Annotated in this window: 25 protein-coding genes and 1 tRNA gene; 20 read left to right on the forward strand and 6 right to left on the reverse strand. The window is 40.6% G+C overall.

The window, feature by feature from the left end; genetic code table 11:
* Positions 1-207 precede the first annotated feature (207 nt).
* The 12 genes from KKB09_02315 (at position 208) to KKB09_02370 (ending at position 9,374) form a co-directional block, all read left to right on the forward strand.
* Positions 208-534 (forward strand): hypothetical protein, encoded by a 327-nt coding sequence (locus tag KKB09_02315; GenBank protein ID MBU4300029.1) that lies wholly within the window; start codon positions 208-210, stop codon positions 532-534.
* Between the two features lie 30 nt (positions 535-564).
* On the forward strand, positions 565-2,442 hold the full coding sequence (locus KKB09_02320) for a V-type ATP synthase subunit I (GenBank protein ID MBU4300030.1): 1,878 nt from the start codon (positions 565-567) through the stop codon (positions 2,440-2,442).
* Between the two features lie 86 nt (positions 2,443-2,528).
* Complete coding sequence (locus KKB09_02325; protein MBU4300031.1) at positions 2,529-2,753, forward strand: hypothetical protein; 225 nt, start codon at positions 2,529-2,531, stop codon at positions 2,751-2,753.
* Between the two features lie 62 nt (positions 2,754-2,815).
* A complete protein-coding gene (locus tag KKB09_02330) occupies positions 2,816-3,379 on the forward strand; it encodes a hypothetical protein (GenBank protein MBU4300032.1) in 564 nt (187 codons plus the stop codon).
* Between the two features lie 43 nt (positions 3,380-3,422).
* Positions 3,423-4,460: an ATP synthase A1 subunit C gene (ahaC, locus tag KKB09_02335; protein MBU4300033.1), complete on the forward strand. Its 1,038-nt coding sequence runs from the start codon at positions 3,423-3,425 to the stop codon at positions 4,458-4,460.
* Positions 4,461-4,581: 121 nt separating this feature from the next.
* A complete protein-coding gene (locus KKB09_02340; protein ID MBU4300034.1) occupies positions 4,582-4,878 on the forward strand; it encodes a V-type ATP synthase subunit F in 297 nt (98 codons plus the stop codon).
* Positions 4,879-5,128: 250 nt separating this feature from the next.
* The gene (locus tag KKB09_02345; protein ID MBU4300035.1) at positions 5,129-5,422 is read left to right on the forward strand and encodes a nucleotidyltransferase family protein; all 294 of its coding nucleotides are present in this window, start codon (positions 5,129-5,131) and stop codon (positions 5,420-5,422) included.
* Complete coding sequence (locus KKB09_02350; GenBank protein MBU4300036.1) at positions 5,415-5,768, forward strand: DUF86 domain-containing protein; 354 nt, start codon at positions 5,415-5,417, stop codon at positions 5,766-5,768. Before KKB09_02345 ends, KKB09_02350 begins: the two co-directional genes overlap by 8 nt.
* 56 nt (positions 5,769-5,824) lie before the next feature.
* Entirely contained in the window at positions 5,825-6,391 is a 567-nt protein-coding gene (locus KKB09_02355; GenBank protein ID MBU4300037.1) for a hypothetical protein, read from the forward strand.
* Positions 6,392-6,423: 32 nt separating this feature from the next.
* On the forward strand, positions 6,424-7,038 hold the full coding sequence (locus tag KKB09_02360) for a hypothetical protein (protein ID MBU4300038.1): 615 nt from the start codon (positions 6,424-6,426) through the stop codon (positions 7,036-7,038).
* 98 nt (positions 7,039-7,136) lie between these two features.
* Positions 7,137-7,538, forward strand: coding sequence for a hypothetical protein (locus KKB09_02365; protein MBU4300039.1), 402 nt, complete (start codon positions 7,137-7,139; stop codon positions 7,536-7,538).
* Between the two features lie 108 nt (positions 7,539-7,646).
* Positions 7,647-9,374: an ATP synthase subunit A gene (locus tag KKB09_02370; protein MBU4300040.1), complete on the forward strand. Its 1,728-nt coding sequence runs from the start codon at positions 7,647-7,649 to the stop codon at positions 9,372-9,374.
* Positions 9,375-9,436: 62 nt separating this feature from the next.
* Here the strand turns inward: KKB09_02370 and KKB09_02375 are convergent, their stop codons facing one another.
* On the reverse strand, positions 9,437-10,288 hold the full coding sequence (locus tag KKB09_02375; GenBank protein MBU4300041.1) for a hypothetical protein: 852 nt from the start codon (positions 10,286-10,288) through the stop codon (positions 9,437-9,439).
* A 189-nt stretch (positions 10,289-10,477) separates the two neighbouring features.
* The gene (locus tag KKB09_02380) at positions 10,478-10,618 is read right to left on the reverse strand and encodes a hypothetical protein (protein MBU4300042.1); all 141 of its coding nucleotides are present in this window, start codon (positions 10,616-10,618) and stop codon (positions 10,478-10,480) included.
* A gap of 319 nt (positions 10,619-10,937) precedes the next feature.
* On the opposite strand from KKB09_02380, the gene KKB09_02385 reads away from it, so the two are divergent.
* Both KKB09_02385 and KKB09_02390 read left to right on the forward strand, forming a co-directional pair.
* On the forward strand, positions 10,938-11,834 hold the full coding sequence (locus tag KKB09_02385) for a phage antirepressor protein (protein ID MBU4300043.1): 897 nt from the start codon (positions 10,938-10,940) through the stop codon (positions 11,832-11,834).
* 81 nt (positions 11,835-11,915) lie between these two features.
* Complete coding sequence (locus KKB09_02390; GenBank protein MBU4300044.1) at positions 11,916-12,800, forward strand: RimK family alpha-L-glutamate ligase; 885 nt, start codon at positions 11,916-11,918, stop codon at positions 12,798-12,800.
* 174 nt (positions 12,801-12,974) lie between these two features.
* On the opposite strand, the gene KKB09_02395 is transcribed toward KKB09_02390, so the two are convergent.
* Positions 12,975-13,049, reverse strand: a tRNA-Met gene (locus KKB09_02395).
* 460 nt (positions 13,050-13,509) lie between these two features.
* Between KKB09_02395 and KKB09_02400 the strand changes: the two genes are divergently transcribed.
* From KKB09_02400 to KKB09_02425, 6 genes are all read left to right on the forward strand, one after another.
* Entirely contained in the window at positions 13,510-14,772 is a 1,263-nt protein-coding gene (locus tag KKB09_02400) for a DUF1297 domain-containing protein (protein MBU4300045.1), read from the forward strand.
* 48 nt (positions 14,773-14,820) lie between these two features.
* A complete protein-coding gene (locus KKB09_02405; protein ID MBU4300046.1) occupies positions 14,821-16,818 on the forward strand; it encodes a molybdopterin-dependent oxidoreductase in 1,998 nt (665 codons plus the stop codon).
* 13 nt (positions 16,819-16,831) lie between these two features.
* On the forward strand, positions 16,832-18,211 hold the full coding sequence (locus tag KKB09_02410; protein ID MBU4300047.1) for a phosphomannomutase/phosphoglucomutase: 1,380 nt from the start codon (positions 16,832-16,834) through the stop codon (positions 18,209-18,211).
* 82 nt (positions 18,212-18,293) lie between these two features.
* A complete protein-coding gene (locus tag KKB09_02415) occupies positions 18,294-18,905 on the forward strand; it encodes a nucleotidyltransferase domain-containing protein (protein MBU4300048.1) in 612 nt (203 codons plus the stop codon).
* Positions 18,883-19,281 (forward strand): HEPN domain-containing protein, encoded by a 399-nt coding sequence (locus tag KKB09_02420; protein MBU4300049.1) that lies wholly within the window; start codon positions 18,883-18,885, stop codon positions 19,279-19,281. Before KKB09_02415 ends, KKB09_02420 begins: the two co-directional genes overlap by 23 nt.
* Entirely contained in the window at positions 19,245-19,415 is a 171-nt protein-coding gene (locus KKB09_02425; GenBank protein MBU4300050.1) for a hypothetical protein, read from the forward strand. The genes KKB09_02420 and KKB09_02425 overlap by 37 nt, the downstream gene beginning before the upstream one ends.
* Here KKB09_02425 and KKB09_02430 read toward each other — a convergent pair.
* From KKB09_02430 to KKB09_02440, 3 genes are all read right to left on the reverse strand, one after another.
* Positions 19,412-20,599: a hypothetical protein gene (locus tag KKB09_02430; protein ID MBU4300051.1), complete on the reverse strand. Its 1,188-nt coding sequence runs from the start codon at positions 20,597-20,599 to the stop codon at positions 19,412-19,414. The two genes, KKB09_02425 and KKB09_02430, sit on opposite strands and share 4 nt — an antisense overlap.
* Before the next feature lie 221 nt (positions 20,600-20,820).
* Positions 20,821-21,255, reverse strand: coding sequence for a HEPN domain-containing protein (locus KKB09_02435; GenBank protein MBU4300052.1), 435 nt, complete (start codon positions 21,253-21,255; stop codon positions 20,821-20,823).
* The gene (locus KKB09_02440; GenBank protein ID MBU4300053.1) at positions 21,255-21,797 is read right to left on the reverse strand and encodes a nucleotidyltransferase domain-containing protein; all 543 of its coding nucleotides are present in this window, start codon (positions 21,795-21,797) and stop codon (positions 21,255-21,257) included. The genes KKB09_02435 and KKB09_02440 overlap by 1 nt, the downstream gene beginning before the upstream one ends.
* Positions 21,798-21,801 lie beyond the last annotated feature (4 nt).

Consider the following 21,801-nt stretch of genomic DNA (forward strand, 5'->3'; position numbering starts at 1 on the left):
ATTTCGTTAATCCGCATATGAGCTTGAAAGGAAAAACGCCTGCTGAAGAAGCTGAAATACATTTGAAATTAGGGCGAATGAAGTTGTTGAATTTGATTGCTTATGTTGTTAATATGGATGACGATAGTTAGATAGTATCTCGCGATACTCAAAAATATAAAGCTGCGCGAATTAATTCAGTAAAGTTGAACGTATCTTGTGATATCCATGATTGAAGAAAGCACACTTTTATCGATAAGGGCTGCGGAAAAAAAGGCGGTCGAAATGCGCGTAGAAGCCGAAAAAAGCAGCCAGAAAGCGATTGAGGCTGCACAGAAAAAGGCGATGGAAATCATTTCATCTTCTGAAATCGAGATTGAGCGAAAGAATTCAGCCTCTTTGAAAAAGTTCTCCGACGACTTGAAAAAGCGCAAGGAAGAAGTAACTTCCAAAGGCGCCGCAGAAAGCGAGAAACTAAACTTTGCAGGTGAGAAAAAACTGCCGAAAGCAGTTGATTTTTTGCTCGCAGAATTCCGGAAAGAAATTGAAAAGTAATCTTTCTTCTAATTGAATATATGTGATTTGATGCTTAAGCCGAAAAAAATGTGCAGACTTTCCGTAGTCGGTTCAAAATCAGTAATGAAGGAATCGATAAATATTCTTCATAGCATGGCGCTTCTACATATTGATGAATTCGGGGGGTTTGCGGTTGCAGATGGCGAGAATGCTATTGAAATTGGCGCGCCAATGCTAGAATCAGAATCTGTTTCAGCATCGCTTATCAAAGTCCGCTCGATGGTCTCCCATCTTCCGAAAATTTCGGAAAAGCGCACAAAAAATCTTCCGGCAGCTGCAGGGAAAATAGACCCAAAGACTCTTAAGCGGTTGGACTCAGAAATAAAGGTGTGTATAGATGCGCTTAAGTCTGTTGAAGATGAAAAAAGCAGAATCAATGCGAGACTTGTTGAATTGAAGCCGTTTGCGGCATCAACACTTAAGCTTGAAAGTTTTGGCGAATATAATTCTCTTGCCGTTTTTGTCGGATATATTTCCGGAAAAAAAGCTTCGGTTATTGATGAATTGAAAAGCGCATCACAGAAAAAATTCCCGAAAAGCAGCATTATTTTATGGAATTCTGACGGAAAGAACGTTGCCGCATTCTTTGTGAATTCGGAAAAAAAGGATGACGCGCGTGACTTTCTTTCAGGATACGGATACTCCGAGATAAATACCGCGCCGCTAAAAGGGCTGCACGGGCATTCATCAGATATTGTCCGCGAATTAGAGCAGAGCAAAAAAAAGCTTGAAGACAAAAGAGCGAAAATAAATTCAGAACTGGCAAAAATCAGCGAAAGCTGGCTGTTTTTGGCGGAAAAAAAAGAATCTGAGCTTGTCTCGGAGTCTGAAAAAGCCCAAGCTCCGCTGAAATTTGCCACAACAAAAAATGCTTTCATTGTCGAGGGGTGGATCCCTGAAGAAAAGTGTACTGAAGCTAAAAACCGGCTTGTCGCGGCGACAAAAAACCGCGTCCATATTGAAGAGTCAAAACACGTGCATGACGCCCCTATTTTACTTGACAATCCTAAGCCCGTACAGCCATTTGAGTTTTTCATGAACCTTTACGCGCTTCCAAAATATCTTGAAGTAGATCCCACGTCTTTTATGTTTCTCACATTTCCGCTATTTTTTGGCATGATGCTTGGCGATATCGGCTACGGCATTGTTTGCCTTGCGTTATTCATGTTCCTCAAATCCAAATTCAAAACCGGGGAAATGAAGGCTCTTTTAAACATCATGATTATTTCAGCAATTTCAAGCACGGCTTTCGGATTTGTATTCGGCGAGTTTTTCGGCGAGGAGGAAGTTGCAGGGTATGCGCTTCCGCACCTGATAAGCAGAATTCACAGCGTTAATGAGATGATGTTGATAACTGCGGCAATGGGCGTTATCCACATAAATATAGGCTTTATTGTCGGGTTTTTCAATAAGCTGCAACACGGGTTCGTTCACGCATTTCTTGAGAAGGGCTCCTGGATTGTTCTTGAAATCGGAATTGCGATTATTGTAGCATCATCTTTGGGCTATGTTTCGGTAAGCGCATCTATCGGATATGCTCTTGCGATTATTGCAATAATTATGCTTTTTAAAGGAGAGGGAATAAAAGGGATTATTGAAATTCCGGCACTGCTTAGCAATTCGCTATCTTATGCGCGTATTATGGCTGTCGGCCTTGCATCGGCAAGCCTTGCTCTGGTTGTCAATGAATTTGCGTTTGAGATGTTTCATGCTGGCGGATTTATGACGGTTCTTGGCGTGTTTGTTTTGCTTGTGGGGCATGCGATAAATATCGCGCTTGGCATCTTGGGGCCGTTTTTGCATTCTTTGAGATTGCATTATGTTGAATTTTTTACAAAGTTTTTTGAGGGCGGCGGCAAACGATACAGGCCCTTTGGCGAAAAGTAAGCAAAAATGGCAAAAAAGGCATTAATAAAGAATTAATAATTAATCTCTCAAAGAGATTGAGATAAAATACTAAAATGTGATAACTTATGGCAGACGTAGGATTAATAGCAATTGGTGCAGGATTGGCAATAGGATTGTCAGCACTTGCATCGGCAATAGCAGAAAAAGACATCGGTACAGCCGCAGTAGGCGCAATGGCAGAGAAAGAAGAACTTTTCGGAAAGGCTTTGATTTTGACAGTCATTCCTGAAACACTCGTTATATTCGGGCTTGTTGTGGCGCTCCAGATTATCGCGCTTGCTAAGGTTTAATCTCGACTATTTTCTGTCCATTCAGGCAGATATAGTGGATTAGAAAAACATTGCGTGATAATATGGGTCTTGAAGAAGTAGTAAAGGATATTCTTGATGCGGCGAAGGTCGACTCGGCAAAAATAGCCAAAGAAAGAAACGAAAAGATAGCTGAGATAATCAAGAAAGCGGAAGCCGAAGTTCTGATAAAAGAGCAGCGCGCCCGAGAAGATCTCCAACGGGTCAAGGATTCCGAGGAGCGAAAGGAGCTGTCTGATGCTGCGCTTATGTCTAAGAAAGCGCTTCAGAATGTTAAAAAGGAGCTTATAGAAAGCGCATATACCGGCTTAAAAGGTAAATCTGCGGACATTCCGGAACGCGAGCGCGCAAAAATTCTGAAAACGCTTTTTGCAAAATGCGCGAAAGAAGTAAGTGACATTGGAAAGGTCTATGTGGCTAGAAAGGATGTCCGGCTTGCAAACGATGTTGTTCGGCCGGCAAAAATTTCTGTTCTTACTGAAAACATAATCGGCGGAATAATCGCTGAAAGCAGGGACGGAAAATTCCGCGTGGACTATTCCTTTGACAGATTTATCGAACTCATAAAAGAGACGCGCACAAAAGAGCTTTCGAATATTCTTTTTTAGACGGGTGTGAAATGGTGGTCTTATCATAAAAACTGAAAAAATATTGAAGCTTGGAACATATCCTTATGTTGCTACGCGAGTCAGGGTTATGAAGACAGAGCTTGTTGATAAACAGAACTACCAGAAGCTTATGAAGATGAGTGTGAATGAAATAGTTCAGTTTCTTCAGCAGACAACCTATAAAAAAGAAGTCAATGCGCTTGGAATGAAATATTCGGGAATCGAGCTGCTTGAAGCCGCTCTTAACATAAACTCTGCCAATACTTATGAAAAGATACTGGCTATGTCCTCGCGCGAGATGAAGGAAGTAGTCGGCGTTCTTCTAAAGCGCTTTGAGACTAACAACATAAAGAATATAATTCGCGGGAAATTCGCCGGCGCGACAAGCGAAGAAATTTCAGCATCGCTGATTCCTGTGAACGGGACTGATCTGGACACGCTGACAGGGCTTCTTAAAAAAGAAAAAATCGCAGATATACTTCTTGCGCTCAATCCTTCGGTAGAGTTAAAGGAATCTTTACAGGAATTTGAGAAAACCGGCAAAATTTCGGCAATTGAGAATGCACTTGACCATGAGCTTTACACAGAGCTTTCAAATCTTGCGAAAAGAATTCCAAAAGAAGGAAAGCTTCTTTCGCAATTCATGAAAACCGAGATAGATAATGTAAATATCAGGATACTTCTTAGGCTCAAAAGCGCAGGGGTAGAAAGTCCGGAAATAGTGAGGCACCTGAATCTTGAAGGCCATAAGCTATCGAAAAAGATGCTTGTTGATCTTGCGAACTCGCAGGACCTTGTGACACTTATCGAGCGCCTTGAAAAATCACCTTACTCTAATGTACTTTCGCGCGGCATAAAAAAATACCGCGAAACAGGAACTCTTGCAGTTATGGAGACCGAGCTTTCAAAAAACCTGCTTGCTCAGGCAGATTTATTTTTGCACCAGCACCCTATTTCAATCGGGCCGATTATCGGTTTTTCAATAGCAAAAGAGGCCGAGGTGCGCAACTTGAGAATGATAGCGCAGGCGCGCCACCGCGGCTTGCCGGAATCGTTTATGGAAGAAATGCTGGCGATTTAATAATTGGGTATTTTAACCCAATGCATAATATGATGGTTAAAAATCCGTTCGCGATGCTTTAGGAACCATGAAGAGCATCGCTCTCGGCTTTTCAATCCAAGTTAGTGGGGAATGATTGAAAATGAGTTTTGAAATAGCAGTTATCGGAGACAACGATTTTACCCTCGGCTTTAGGCTTGCTGGGATAAAAAAATCGTTCGACATCAAAAAGATGCCGATAAAGGAAGCGGTTGCTGATAAAAGCATAGGCATAATTATATTGAATGATGTTGATGTGCGCGCCCTTCCCACCCATATTCAGGATAGCGTACGCAATTCAGTATCGCCGGTTGCTGTTGTAATATCAGATGACGGCGGCGCGGAAGAAAATTTGCGCAAGCTGATAAAGAAGTCGATTGGAATTGATTTGAGGAAGTAATGCGGTTTCTCTTTTTCTTTTCAAAAAAGAAAAAGAGACAAATCATGACACTTCGTGTCAAGCTTTTGAATCCTATGACGATTGTCAATGGTTCAAAATCCGGGTAGAGAATAAGAAAAAAGCGGCATTTTCGGGCCCGAAAGAGACCGAAAAGCTTGAAAATTCGCAAGAATTTTCAAGATTCGCTTCGTGAAGCCGCAAAAGATATTATTTATAGATTAGGTAATTCAATATAATCGGTGTGTTTGATATGAAAACGCTTGAAGAGATAAAAAAGATTCTGGCAGTCCATAAAGAAGAATTGCGCGAGAAATTCAAAGTCCTCGAAATCGGCGTTTTTGGCTCTTACGCTAAAGGAGAGCAGAAAAAACAAAGCGATTTGGATATTTTAGTCGAGTTTTATGAGCCTGTCGGGCTTTTCCGGTTTATCGAGCTTGAGGAGCATCTTGAAAAACTGCTCAATGCAAAAATTGATTTGGTATCAAAAAAAGCATTGAAGCCGCATATAGGGGAACATATATTAAAAGAGGTTGTATATGCGTGAACAAGATAGAGATTTTCGGGATTATGTAGAAGATATTTTGAATTCGGTAATCGAAATAGAGCAATTTATCGGCGATATGGAATTTGAGGCTTTTGCAGAAGACAAGAAAACAATAAACGCAGTCATAAGAAGTATTGAAGTAATCGGCGAGGCAGCCAAAAAAATTCCAGAGCAGATAAAAGAAAAATATCCTGAAATTCCTTGGCGAAAAATGGCTGGAATGCGCGACAAGATGATACACGAGTATTTTGGCGTAGATATTGAAAGTTTATGGATTACTGCAACAGAAGATATTCCTGCGATTAAGCCGCTGGTTCAGAAGATGTTGAAGAATTTGGAGAAATAATAACTAAAGCGCGTATCCTGTGAAAGAGAAGTTACGCAAGTGGATTACGTGATTTTATGGATAAACTTGTAATTGATGATTCATTCATAAGTAAGTGGCACCCGAAATATGATGAATCAGAAGATGATGAAAAAGAATATTGCGATCTCGTTGCCAAAGTTTCAGAGGAATTATCTAAAAGCGATACCTTATCCGAAGAAGTATTCATAGGTATATTGAACTGGAAATCACCGCGCGTAAAAGGTAAAATACTAGATGATTTTAACTATTATGCAAAAGGCATTAAACAAGCTATAAACGCACCAGAAAATCAAAAAATAGAAATTTTAGATGATTTGTATGGGATTGGTATTCCTGTAGCATCAACAATATTGCACATTATCTATCCAAAAATATATCCTATTGTGGACTTTAGAACAGTTACCGTTTTTAAATGGTCGGGGTATTTTAATAAAAAAATGCATTTTTATCGTAACACTAATAAAGGATATGATGTTTTTCGCGCTACAATAAGAGACATCTCTAATCAAAATCCTAACTGGAATTTGCGCCAAATTGATAGAGCATTGTTCGCATACCATAAAACGAATGCTCATTTATTCGGACGAGAAAGTAGTTGTTAACTATCAAAATGGTTTAATTGTTTGTGATAAATATGCATTCAGGATATGTTGTTGGTGGAATTGTTCTAATACTTTTTGAGACGATCGTATTAGGAACATTTGGGATTTTCGGCGTATTTGGCATTATTCTTATATTGGGAGGATTAATAGGCGACTCCGAAGAAACAAATCAATTAAAACAATTAAGAGAAGAACTAAAATCATTAAAACATCCTTTAAAATCGTCGAAAACTTCTGATAGACAAGAACAATCTGTAAAGGAAGAATATGTTGAAGAAGAAAATTCTTCAATCATGAATCAGATTGGTTTAGATCGACAATTCTTTATTTCTTTGAAGAAAGTTTTGTTTGTGGTGGTTATTGTAGTGATTTTGGGAGTGATATTCAGTTTGTTTCCATCCACAAGCGTGAATGAAACAAAGGAGTATGGAAGCGGGCCTTCGACATCTTCTATTGAAACATTATCAACGAGATGTGCGACAGTAAAAGTAACATGTAATGAAATACTTGGGAATTATGCAAGTCTTAAATTGCGTGAAGATGACTATACAAGACAAGGGATGAAAGCAGATTATGATAAATTAATAAGAGGTTATGAAGACGATTTATTTCCAAAATGTAAAGAACAATTGAGTGGATGTAATTAATAAAATGGCGCGTCTATTGAATTTGGTTAGTGGAAGAGGTAGAAACATTGAAAAAATCATCTTGCAGAAATAAAACATTCTAAACGCAGGTAGTGGATATGCAGACAAAAATATTTGAAATAGGCGATCTGAAGAAAGGGGATAGTGTGACTTGGAATTATAAATTTTTTCAAATAAACATCACCGAAGAAAATGTGTCGTTCTTTCCGCCATTAAAAGAAGAATTCAAAATACGGCTAAAATTTCCAAAAGGTAAAGCAACAAATGTAAATGGAAAGGAATACGTGGATGGCACTTTTTTGACCAGAGTTGTCAATGACCAACATAATAGATTTGGAAAAGGTACTGTGAATGCAATTTGCGCTATTTGGGCAGATAGTAGAACTAAAGATGGACTTCTTATCGCATGGCTAAAGGAGCATGGTTTGAAGGCGGGAGATAAAGTAAAAATAACAATATTGAATAATAACTTATATTTATTAGAGACTTATTTGATTTAAATGATTACGGTGTTAAAAATGCCAAAAAAAACAGAAGTTAAAGAAGAAAAATCAAGCTTAAAAGCGTCAAATACAACTGCAACAGCTGCTGCCGGTAAAAGCAAAGGTATGGGCGAAATCTATCGTATAGCAGGCCCTGTTGTAGTTGCAACAGGAATCGCTGCAAGGATGTATGACGTCGTGCGCGTCGGAAACGAGCGCATAATGGGTGAAATCATCCAGATAAACGGAGATCGCGCAACAATTCAGGTTTACGAAGACACAAGCGGAATAACGCCGGGCGAGCCGGTTGAGACAACCGGAAAATCACTTTCTGTTGAGCTAGGTCCCGGTCTTCTTACTTCAATTTACGACGGAATACAGCGGCCTCTTGAAGTCTTGCAGGACAAGATGGGGGATTTTATCAAGCGAGGCGTTGATGCGCCGGGCCTTGATCATGCGAAAAAATGGGACTTTAAAGCAACTGCAAAAAAAGGCGATGAAGTGAAATTCGGCGATGTCATCGGAACAGTTGAAGAGACAGAAGGATTTACGCATAGGATAATGGTTCCAAAGGGCGTGTCAGGAAAAATCAAGGAAATCAAAAGCGGAAAATACACAATTGAAGAAGCAATCGCGATTCTTGATTCCGGCGCGAAAATCGCAATGCTCCAGAAATGGCCCATCAGAGTTCCAAGAGCTGTCAAAGAAAAACACATGCCTTTTGCGCCTCTTGTTACAGGACAGCGCGTTTTTGACGGCTTGTTCCCTCTTGCAAAAGGAGGCACTGCGGCAATTCCCGGGCCTTTTGGCGCAGGAAAAACAGTGTCTCAGCAGCAGCTTGCAAAATGGTCTGACGCAGATATCATAGTTTATGTCGGATGCGGAGAGCGAGGAAATGAAATGACTGAAGTTCTTACAGAATTTCCGCACTTAACCGACCCAAAGACTGGAAGACCGCTGATGAATAGAACTGTCTTAATCGCAAACACATCAAATATGCCTGTGGCTGCGCGAGAAGCATCCGTATATACTGGGGTCACAATCGCAGAATACTACCGAGACATGGGCTATTCTGTCGCACTGATGGCCGACTCAACTTCCAGATGGGCGGAAGCTATGCGAGAAATCTCATCCCGCCTTGAGGAAATGCCCGGAGAAGAAGGCTATCCTGCATATTTGTCAACACGGCTTGCGGAATTCTACGAGAGGGCTGGAGTTGTGACACCTTTAGGCGTAAAGACTCAGGGGTCTGTCACAATCATTGGCGCAGTTTCACCTCCTGGAGGAGACTTTTCAGAACCGGTAACTCAAAACACGCTTCGAGTAACAAAATGTTTCTGGGCGCTTGATGCAAAGCTTGCGCAAAGAAGGCACTTTCCGTCAATAAACTGGATAACTTCTTATAGTTTATATCTTGAAAGCCTTGAGCCGTGGTTCGCTAAAAACGTTGCTCCTGACTGGAATGAATTAATCGCTCGCGTAATGAAAATCTTGCAGGAAGAGGATAAGCTCCAGGAAATTGTGCAATTGGTAGGAAGCGATGCATTGCCGGATAGGGAGCAATTGACTCTTGAAGTCGCAAGAATGATTCGGGAATTTTTCCTGCAGCAGAACGCGTTCCATGACGTTGACACATTCTGCCCGCTTGACAAATCTTATCTTCTTTTGAAGACGATTCTGCACTACAACGACATTGCAAAATCAACGCTTGAGTCCGGAATTCCTCTTTCATTGATTCTTGCGACAAAGGCAAAGGACAGCATTTCGAATGTCAAGTTTGAGAAGGATTACAAGAAACTCCTTGCAGACATAACAAAGCAGATGGATTCGGAGTTTAAGGGATTGAAGGCTTAGTTTAATCCGTCAAATGTCTGAATGTGTGTAGGCGACCTTGAACAAGTAAGAAAAGACTGGTGTCACTCATCTCTTTTCTTAAGATACTTTAGCTCCCTGTCGACATCTTCTTGTAAACAAGGCTCTATAGAATCATAGATATCGTCAATGATACGGTTTAGTACATCCAGATTACTAAATTCATTTACTTTGAATATCTGTTTAAGCACGTCTTTATCCACTGAAATGTCATTTTCGAATAGCTTACCATATCGCCATATTTCTCTTTTATCTACAAGATAAATTTCGATTAAAAGAGTCTTGAACTGTCTTTTTGAAGATTTCATTCGGTATAGAAAATCATAAAGATACAGTTGAATCAGTGCTTTTCTTAGTGTTTTTTCAATGTTTTTTGAAGTTGTCAATTTAAACTCATATATTGCTTCGGTTGAGAGTAAGTCATATTGATAGTGGATGATATCTCCAGTTTGCGGAATTTTAACATGCTCTCCGGGTTCAGAAATCTTTCTTTTAAAAGATTTATGAAAATTCACAAAAGGTGTAAAAGAAATATACTTTTGTGCGTAATTTCCGGCTTCTATAGGACCTTTTATGGGATTTGAGCCATATATCACATCTATTATTTCCGATATTTTTTCAGGGTTCTTAAAGTCAGGCAAATTTTTAATTAACTTTTCTATACCGATGCCTTTTTTCATAAATCGCTTGTGCTCCATAATCCACTTTCGAACTTTTTCAGGATTCTGCTTTTTTGGAAGCGATAGAATTCTCGATATCGCATCATCTTGAAAAGATTGACAAATGAAATAAATTCTTTCTTCAACGCGTTCTATTCTATCTCTTTTGGGTAGGGATAACTTCGGATTTGTTTTTAAGAAACATTCGACCAATTTAGAAACGTCTTTTTCTATCATGGATTATTTCTGTCATTAATTGGTATATAAATAAAAGGGGTACATGGATAATAGATTTTGTTTTTCGCTAGAAACAGTTCTTTAGAGCACCTATTTCTTGTTTGATACCGATTTATATCACCTTCAACCATTTCAAAATGAACAGCAAAATAGCCAGTATTGTCAACAATTTTATTATTTTAACGAACATTATTTTTTGCATGCGTCTTTTTCCTCTCTTCGTATATTTATCGCAGTCATGGCTGCTGATGTGATATACGCAAAACCAGTCATCGCAATATTTGCAGTATTTATGGTTATCTCCTGAACGTTTACAAGAAGCGCAAACATGGTTTCCCATATGTATAAATGGCGAATGGTTTTTATATTCTTTAATCTCTCTCTCTCTGTTTCAGGAGATAAGTTATTTTTCAGTTTGGATTCTCGCGCCTTCAACCCATTCACCGCCGCGCCCGAAACAGCGCGCCTCATTTTCAGTTTGGGTTCAAACTGAAAAGATAGAAATTGCCGATTCGCGTAAGTGAAAAAATTGCGCGTAGCGCAATTTTAGGCAATTTCTATATTCTTTTATGCGCCCTTAATCATCATATGCGCGATATCGGCAACTCTTAAGACATACGTTTATATTCTGCGCGCAATTATTAGTTGTATGGCAGAGGAGCAAAAGCGCGATAATTCGAGGCAACCGCGATTGAGCGACGATGAAGAAATATGCAAGTCAAGCAAACTCGCGCTTTTCGAGGGAAAGCAGATTAGAAAAACATGGCATAATAACGAGTGGTGGTTTGTGCTAGAGGATATTGTTTTTGCCCTTACAGACTCAAAAGACCCTAAGCAGTACATTCAGAAAATGAAGCAGAGAGACGAGCCTTTATCCCAAGGGTGGGTACAAATTGTACTTACCCTTGAAATAGAAACTTTTGGCGGAAAACAGAAAATGAACTGTGTAAGCACACAAGGAGCATTTAGGATAATACAATCTATTCCATCACTTCGGGCAGAACCATTCAAACTATGGCTTGCTAAAGTCGGCTATGAGCGCATTCAAGAGATAGAAAACCCCGAGCTTGCGCAGGATAGAATGAAACAGCTTTACGAACAGAAAGGATACTCAAAAGAGTGGATTGAGAAGCGGCTTCGAGGCATTGCAATTCGCCAGGAGCTTACGGATGAGTGGAAACAGCGCGGAGTAGAACAAAACTTGGAATTTGCGATCCTCACCAACGAAATTTCAAAGGCGACATTCGGAAAAACCGTTGACGAATACAGAAAGCACAAAAACCTGTCAAAAGAAAACCTGCGTGACCATATGAATGACTTGGAACTAATTTTTACTATGCTTGGCGAAAAAGTTACCACAGAAATCACAAAAAGCAAGGATGCAGAAAATTTCGTCGAATGCAAAACCGCGGCGAATGATGGTGGAACTGTTGCAGGAAACGCCCGAAAAGACGCAGAAAACCGAATCGGGCATTCCGTTGTTTCAAACGAGAATTATCTTACTGAGCCCGAAAACAAAAAAAGGCTTGAGAATAAGAAGAAATAGTCTATTGCTCTCCGGCAAAGCCCGAAATTTCACCAATTAACGCTTTTAAGCTTTTATCATCCATATTCGATAGCGTGACTTATGCCAAAAAAACTTTTAGTTGCCGCGCCAAAAAATATGGCTGTAACAACAAGGCTCATCATCGAGGAAGCCAAAAAGCTCTTCAAGGTGCATTACGCGCCAATAAAGGATGTTGCGCTTACGGTTTCAGAGGACAGGACGCTGATTGAGCATAACTCGCGCGACTTGACAGACATTGATTATCTTATGCCTAAAGTCGATTCGTTTCGGGCGTACTACGGCTACCAGATAGTCAAAGCATTCGAGTTTTATCCTGAAATCATCAAGCCATATTCTCCAAGGGCAATACAAATCGCTCATGATAAATTCCTTACAATGGCAATACTTTCTCACAACAAGATTCCAGTTCCTAAAACATATCTGGTTAAAACAAAAAAAGGAATAAAAAACATTGCCTCAAAAATAATTTTTCCGGTTATGGTAAAGCTTATGAACGGCTCGGGCGGTATTGGCGTGATGTATGTTGAAAATGAGGAAGCAATGGAATCAATAATCGAGTCGATGAATCTCTTAAAGCAGGAGGCGCTTGTTCAGGAATACATTGAAAACCCCGGCGAAGACATAAGAGTACTTGTTGCCGGCGGCGAGGTTCTCGGGGCTATGAAGCGCATTGCAGCTCCTGGAGAAAAAAGGGCAAACATAAAAGCCGGCGGCCACGGGATAAAATATCTGCCGACAAGTGAAATTTCCGAGATTTCTTTTAAGTCCGCAGAAGCTATTGAAGCAAAGATATGCGCGGTTGATATTGTTGAAGGAACGAACGGCGCGGGGCCGAAAGTCATAGAAGTCAATATTAATCCGGGCATCCGTGGTTTAACCGCGGCGACCGGAACAAATATTGCGAAGAAGATTGTGGAGTATGCTTATATGGAGTGCAGGAAGTAATTTTACTCTTTTCGCTTAATGTATAAATGAATGGCGAAAAATCCGTTCGTTGCGCTTATGCGCAACTCTCAGCTTTTCAAGCTTCGCTTGAAAATCCGTTCGCGACGCCTTAGGAACCATTATGCGCGTCGCTATCGGCTTGCCAACCCAAAGCGGTTGGTGTATGGTTGTCAATGGCGAAGGCGGGGATTGAACCCGCGACCTCGAGGTTATGAATCTCGCGCTCTAAGCCAACTGAGCTACCTCGCCAAAAAAGACGAGCCTTCAGGCACGAACGCGCAGATATAGAAATTGCTTATTCGTTTGCGTGAATCGGCACTTTCTATCTTTTCAGTTTGAAATCAAACTGAAAATGCGTACTGAAGACTCTAAATATTTGTTAATGGTCGAGGGGAGATTTTCGCCAGCTCTAGGTAATTCCGCCCTCGGCTTTAGCCGAGGTCGGTTTTTCTTTCTTCTTTACCCAGATTTGTTTCTTCTTTCTTTTTTAAAGAAAGAAGAAAAACTGGATTTGAACTCCCGACCCCCACGTTATCAGCGTGGTGCTCTAACCAGCTGAGCCACCCGACCAGTTTATAACTAACTTCATATTCTTGCAAGAGTTTTATAAATGTGACGGGCGCGCCTATAACATCAACATATGGCGTTTAGCGACAGTTTGGTGATTAAAACGGATGGGTTTATAAATTTTTGATTATGTTCATTTCGCATGGAATTTAAAGATTGGCTCAAGGTTTCTGAGGGTGATATTGCCGACATAGTGGCGGGTTATGATTTGTCGAATGTTCGTATAGGCGCAATAGGAAGTCATTCTGCTCTGGATGTTTCAGATGGCGTTCAGCAGCACAATAAGTACCAAAGGCAACAGGCAGGCCTTTGGAAAGAGCTCCTGCATAAACTCAACTTAAAAAAGCGCGATGATTTCAAGAGCATCGTGTTGTGCAAAAAAGGTAGAGAAAAAACCTATGACGTTTACAACAAAGTTCGCGAAAGAGATGGAGAACAAATAGGATGTGTTGACGAAACAATAATAGTCAATGATTGGGCGGATGCATTAAAACCGGAATATACAGAAGTCTTACGCAAGAAGAACACGCTTTTTGTTCCGAGCAGATCCACAGTCGTCTATTGGGGTTATCCTGCAATTGGAAATTATTTTGTTCCCTTTATCGGCGAACGAGGGCTCTTGCAAATTGAAGAGCGAAGCGGAAACTTTTGCATGGAAAAAAATCAGGATTACCTTGTAGAAAAGGCAGGTATTCCCCACTCAAAGAAATTCAAAAAAATTGAAGATGCGGATATTGAAGTTCTTGTAAAGGTAACAAAGGGTATCGGTAATAGACATTTTGAAAGAAGATTTCAGCGTATTAATCCTTTGGATGGAGATCCAAAAGAGATTTATGAGCAAAAATGTGCGGACTATATTAATAATACTTTAAGGGAGTATGAAAAAGAAATTAAGCGACCGCTTCGCGTTGATGATGGAGAGGAGGCTCAGTTAAGGCAGCAGCTTGATGCACATTTTAGGGGCGCAAAATTTGAAGAGTATATTCCCGGTGATTCCGGAGTTAACCTTAACATGTTCTATTCTCCAATGAAGGAGGAGCTTGAGCTTTTGGGAATCGATTGCAGAGGACAATTTCCTAATGGAGAAGAGATGGTGCACTTTCCTGCAAGTTTGCGTGAATCCCTATTGGGGAAGGCATACGAGATGGGTGAGAAGTTTCTTGACATAACAAAACGGGAATTTGGAAGAAAGCTAAAATGCTCCTTTGCTTTGCAGTGCCTTGGCGATGAACTTGAAAATCTCAAAGTTGTTGATGTGAGCGGAAGAATTCCGGGGTCTCCGGATTCGCCATATAGCCCGAATTCCAGATATTTATTCAGACGGCCTGTTTCTTTTGGAGAGCGGACTGCAATGGAAGTGGGATATGCTCTTAAGCAAGACAGGCTTCTTGAGATTCTGAGTTAAGGGCTGCAAATACATTATTTATACTTTCAGCCCTCATAAAATAAACATATGGCGCCCAGTTCTCGCATAAAAACCGTCCAAACCATCTGCCCATACTGCGGATGCGGCTGCAAGCTCAACTACGTCGTTCAGGCAGGTAAAATCGTAAAGGCAGAGCCTATAAAAGACGACCCTGCAAGCCAGGGCAGGCCGTGCATAAAAGGCCTTACTTCTTTTGAGCCATTGACAGTCGAGCGCCTGAAATACCCGATGATGCGTCGCCGAAAAGACGGTCCGCTGCGCAAAACAACATGGGCTGCTGCATTCAAATATATAAAGGAAAAGACAAAAAATCTCAAAAGCAGAGATATTCTTTTCACAGGCTCCGGCGAATACACAAACGAAGACAATTACATTATGCAGAAATTCGCGCGTGTGGTTTTTAAAACAAACAACATCGACTGCTGTGCAAGGCTTTGCCACGCTTCAACTGTTAAGGCGATGCAGGGCACATACGGCATCGGGGCAATGTCTTCATTCATGGATGATGTGCTTGGTGCAGACGTCATTCTTGCTGTTGGAACAAATCCGGCGCATAACTATCCTGTTTTTTTCAACAGGATTCTTGATGCAAAGAAAAAAGGCGCTAAATTAATAACCGTTCATGCAGTTCCTAACGCCACTTCAAAATTCAGCGATATCCACATAAATGTGCCGTACGAATCGCTTACCGCGTTTATTGCAGGGCTTCTTAATGCAGTTTCTATAAAGAGCCAAAGCAAAATTGATGGATTTTTTGGATGCGAAGCAGATAAAAAAGCCGAGAACGAGCGAAGCAAAGTGACAGGATTCGAAGACATGAAAAAAAGCATAAGCTATCTTACTCATAATTATCTTTCAAAGCGTTCTGGCATCGATATGAATTTATTTAATCGCGCCGTTCAAATGATTTCAGAATCAAAAGATTTTGTGGCTCTTCACGGAATGGGGCTTACACAGCATGCGAACGGCACGCAAAATGTCACCGCGCTTCTTAATCTCTGTACGTTAAAAAACGGAAAAACAATTCCTATGCGCGGAAAATGCAATGTTCAGGGTGCTGGAGACATGGGCTGCTGCCCGAATTGGGCGCCGTTTGGCGGCAGCAGAAGCATGGCAAAAGAAGTTTGGGGCATTGATATAGATCAAAAAGAAGGGCTGAAAATAACTGAAGGGCTTGAAAACAATCCTGTTCGCGCTGCATACATTATGGGCATGAATCCGGCGCAGTCAATGCCGAATTTGAACGAGGTCCATACTCAGCTGAAGTCAATGTTTGTTATTTATCAGCACCACCACCCGTCTGAGACAATGAAGTTCGCTGATGTGGTTCTTCCAAGCGCGATGCTGCCTGAAAAAGACGGTACTGTAACGAATGCAGAGCGGCGCGTCCGGCGCGTAAGAAAAGCCATAGAATCCCCTGGGAAAAAACAGGACTGGGAAATTATTTGCGGGCTTGCAAAAGAATTCGGCTACAGTAAGCAGTTCGGCTATAAATCAGCAGATGATATTTTTGGCGAAATCATTCGCGCAGTTCCGGAATACGCCGGCTTGACATGGAAAGGTGTATCTGAGAAAGACAATTGTTTTGCTGACAAGGAGGAGCGATTTAAGAAATTCGTTCCGCTTGAAAAAATTGTGCAGGTTGAGAGCCCGAGAACAAGCGAGTATTCATTCACACTTACAACTACGAGATTGCAATATCATTTCTGCACAGGAGAAGCAACACGAAGAAGCAAGACTATGATGAAGATGCAGCCAAAGCCGGTGTGCAAGATGAATGAATCCGACGCAAAAAAACTTGGCATAAAAACAGGCGACATAATGCTGATAAAATCTGTCGCAGGTGAAATCAAGATCGAGGCAGAAGCTGACGCAACCGTGCCTTCAGGCATGCTTGTTGCGCCATATCATTTTGAAAGCGTTCTCATAAACAAGGTAATCCCTTCGCACAGGCACCTTGATGAAATTACGCAGACGCCGAATTACAAGGCGATAAAGGTGAATGTTGAAAAAATCGGTAAATAAAATACGTGATTCTATGGGCGGCATATTTCGGGCATACGACATACGCGGGGTTTATCCCGGCGAGCTTAATGATGAAATCGCATATAAAGTAGGCAGAGCCTATGCGGTTTTTATGAAAAAAGAGAATGGGATGGATGAGGCCGTAGTGTCTTGCGATTGCAGGCTTTCAAGCCCGGCTTTGAAGAGATTCCTGATTGCAGGGATTCGTGACGGAGGCATAAATGTTCTTGATGTTGGAGATGCGCCGGTTCCGGTCTTTTATTTCACAATTGCAAATCTCGGGAAAGCAGGCGGAATAATGGTTACCGGCTCCCATAATCCGAAAAATTATAACGGCTTGAAGCTTCAGAGAAAGGATGCAAAGCCGATTGTTGCAGAAACAGGAATATCGGAGATTGAGAAGCTTGCAAATGCAGGAAAATTCGAGAAAACATCAGGGAAAACAGTGCATAAAAAAATCGATATGAATCAGGCATATATTGACTACGTATTCAAAAAAATATTCCTCAAGATTCCGCTGAAAATTGTTCTTGACACAGGAAACGGATCGTGCGCGAATATTCCTGAAAAAATATTTAGCAGTCTTGGATGTACCGTAGAGACTCTTTTTCCAACACCTGACGGCAATTTTCCGAATCATCAGCCTGATCCGCACGATGAGAATTCACTTGAAGCATTGAAAAAGCGCGTCATTGAAACAAATGCGGATATGGGTCTTGCGTTTGACGGCGACGGAGACCGAATCGGCCTTGTCGATGAAAAAGGCAATACAATCACAGGTGATTTCATTTTGATGATGCTTGCGCGCCAGGCGCTTGAATCGCGCAAAGGAACAGTTGTGTTTGAGGTGAGGGCATCAAACACCCTGATTGAAGATGTGAAAAGCCGCAAAGGAGCACCGATTATCACGCGTGCAGGGCATAGCTATTTGCTTGATGAGATAATTGCGTCTAACGCAGTTTTTGGCGGCGAGATTACCGGGCATATGTACTTTCCGTATTGCTATTACAATTATGATGACGGCATTTTCGCAGGGCTCAAGCTTGCTGAAATTGTGTCCGAGCTCGCTGCAAAGCACATAAAATTGTCAGAATATGTTGCGGGACTTCCGAGAAACTTTTCGACGCCAGAAATATTCATAGAGTCAACTGATGACACTAAATTCAAGATTGTCGACGAATTGAAAAAATACCTTGAAAAGAATAAATACGATTTTCTTGGCATTGATGGCGCCCGCATAAACTTTAAGCATGGATGGGGACTGGCACGCGCATCAAATACAACGCCGCATATCAAATGCAGATTTGAGGCGGATACAAAAGAGCATCTGGACGAGATTCTTGCAGAAGCCAAATCCATTTTGAAGAAGGTGGGTGTGGAGTTGAAGGTTTGATAAGGATTGCGATACGGACGGCCCAAATACCTAAAATATGGACAAACGATACATTTAAAAAGATACAATTGTATATAAAAATATGCAATTTAGAAACTTCGCCGAGAATCTTCTTGGCTCAAAGGTCAAGGTAAAACTGCTGAAGTACCTTATTTCCGAAGGCGCGATAACAAGCGAGCGCGAAATATCGCGGATTATTGGGGCATCTTCCGGAGCAGTGAATAGGACTCTCAAAGAATTTAGTGACCTTAATCTCATACGCTCGACAAGAATAGGCAATGTAACCGCTTGGCAATTGAATGAAAAAAGCTACGCGTACAGTTACATAACGAATTTTTTTAATAAGCTGAAAAGCCGCGAGGAGCCTATATCTGAACTTGGGCGAGATATTTCTAAAGCTTTAGCTGATACTTCGGGCATAAAAAAGGCAATTTTATTCGGATCAGTAGCTGAGGGCCGGGAGTTGCCTGAGAGCGATATTGATTTATTTATTCTCATAGAAAATGAAAAAAGCCGCGGCGGCATACAATCTGCAATAGGGGCGCTAAACGAGCTTTGCCTGCAAAAATACGGAAATATTTTGAGTCTGTATGTGCTTACGCCAAATGAGGTGAAAGAACAAAAAAAATTCTATGAAAAAATACTGTTGAATGGAATCCGGGTGACGGACAATGAAAACGCGGCAAGTGGATAGGTCAAAGGCAGGCTTTTACCTGCAAAAAGCAGAGGAATGCAAAAACTCAATGGAGCGGGCATTTGAATCTCATGAGTGGAACGCGTGCGTAATCAATGCAATACATGCGGCAATATCATCTGCCGACGCGCTTTGCATTGCAAATCTCGGCGAAAGAAATGCCGGCGAGCGGCACGAAGATGCAGTGGTACTGTTCCATCGCATAGACTCGGGAAGCGAAGATATCAAGCGTAATATAAAGCATCTCTCGGAGCTTTTGAGCATAAAGACCGATGCAGAATACGGCGAGAGGCTGTTTTACGAAAAAGATGCAGAAAGCGCGCGAAAGCATGCTGAAAGATTATTTGTGTTTGTGAAAGGGATTGTGCAGAGATAAATGTGATTCGCGCATCAAACACAACGCCGCATATCAAATGCAGATTTGAGGCGGATACAAAAGAGCATCTGGATGAAATTCTGGCAGAAGTGCGCGGGATTTTGAAGAAAGTTGGAGTGGAGTTGAAGGTTTAATTCAATTTGTTTTTTCTTAAAAATAGAAAAAACGCGGCTAAAAAAATAATTGAAACTATTGTGTATGGATTGGTGGCCATTGTTTGGGTAACCAAACCTACTGATACTGAAGTTGTTTCTTTGTTTATTTCAAATATTAAAAATGCAATCAAAAGTATTGCTGAAACCACTGCAACCTGCGCGCTCTTTTTTTCTCGTTTATTGACTGGTTCGTATATTGTATTTACCATCTTTTCTAAATTATCTTCAACTTCTTGAATATTTGATTTCATTTCGACATTAGTACTTGGCTTGTTTTTACGCATTTCGTTCTTATATATTTCAATGCCTTTTTCAGCTAAAGTTTCCAATTCATTCAACCTATTGTGTGAATCCGGATCTTTCAAAAGTTCATTTATTTTGGAGATTTTCTCTTTTTTGGATAAGTCGTAAGCACTCAAGGCTGCAAGTGCTCCTAATCGATACCCCCAAAGTGATTCGTATGATCCTGTTTCTTCGTTTTTTACAGTATCTTTTAATTTAGCAATTCTTTTTTCATTATCGGGTATTAACACAGCAGTAAATAAAGCATTCATTTTTCCAAACAGATCCGTTTTTCCTGTTTTTCGTTTTTCTACTTCCTTTAAATACTCATATACCCCAGTCTTTTTTAAATGATTTCGGCTTTTTGGAGGTCCATTATCACGATATTGGTGAATGAGATTTACTACTTCTTCTTTTGTCTCATTTGTAAGCAATAATGTAGCAAAATCCGCAATCCCCTCTTGACCTCTTCTAAGCACAGGTTCTTTGGATGCATCGGCTTTTTCAAAATCATGGATTATTTCATGAACTGTTGTTCCTTTTATCGATTTATATGTCTCGTCCATTACCGATTTAACTTTTTTAACCGCGGCTTCGTATTTTTCTGGCGCCCTAATATCCTCAGGCATTTTTTTCAAGTAGGCTTCATTATCCAAGCACTTGACATATAACCCAACCTGATCCTTTCTGAGAATTATTCTATTTTTATCGCGGTTGTATGCTCCTAACTCATCGTTAGCTAAATCATCAAGCCGAATTTTGGGTGGTTTATAGTTAGTAATGCCGAGTTCTTTTGCAACCTCCGCATAGCAGTTATGAACTATTTCCGAAGCGATCTTTTTTTCTTTTCTTGATTTAAAGAAACCATCAAACAAAGCCATATTATTTATTGGGTTGCTGCGTTTATATTTTTCGAAAATTGTTTTACTCCCCGACCATCCACCAGAAGCCCGCCATTACAAATCCAAGGACTAAAAACATCTCGCGCATGCCGAAAAACCCGATAAGCGCGGCTGCGGTAAGAGGCCCGATAAAATAAGCCACGCAAATGCTGCGAGAAATTGGATAAAATGAGTTCGTCAAAGCGATATTGGTTGAGTCATTAATTACGCTGCAATATCTTCTCAATTTCATTTACAAATACCTTTGCGTCATTCATTGCAAGAAATGCATCGTCTATTTCCGGTTTGTATTCCAATCCATACATAGTTTCATGCCGCTCGATTCGATGGATATTCAGAAAATTGAGGATATTCATAGGTATTTTGTTGGCGTATTTTTCTTTAAGATAAATAAATATTGCAAAATGGCTCTTTTCTTGAATCCCGTCTTTGTAGAGTAAAGCTCGTGAGGCATGAAACATCGCCATGTAAGCCTCAAGAATAGCGAATTGGAAGAAATTTGCTTTAAGGGCCATTTCTCCCTGACTCAGCCTTTCCTTTGCAACATCCATGGATCTTTTGACTTTTTCCATATCCGGAGGAATCTTTCTCAAAAGACGATACTCGAAACAATCATCAACATTTCGCACATTCATCAAATCACGGGTTTTTCTCCATACACACAAATGCCATTGGCTATGACCTCAAGGTAAAACGCTTTATCTGTTTTTGCCTTTTTATTCCAATTACTCCAGCCGAAAACGTGCAGTGATATATCTCTTCTGATTATCTCTTCGAATTTTTCTAAGTCCATATGTTTTTCTTTTCCAATTACCAGTAAATCCGCGTCGCTTTTTTCATCGTCTAATCCCTTTGCCATGGAGCCGAATAACACGATGGATGAAACATTTGATGTATTTTCTGTTAAATGGAGTATTAATCCGGATTTTTGAAGCAGATTCACATTAAAAGCAATTTTCAGATGTTTAAAGAACACATTATTAACATTGGCCTTAAAATATCTCAAGTTGGCACGTTTATCTTCTAGAATAAGCCCTTCTTTAATTAGAAAATCCGCGTATTTTTTTATCGCAAATGGGCTTAGGCCTGTTTTTTTTGCCAATTGCCTTAAATAGACTTCTTGATACGGGTGTTCTAAAAAAAAATGGAGTGTTTTAAAAAGCATTAAGTCTTGCATACGA

The sequence above is a fragment of the Nanoarchaeota archaeon genome, from assembly GCA_018897155.1.
GTDB lineage: Archaea > EX4484-52 > EX4484-52 > EX4484-52 > LFW-46 > LFW-46.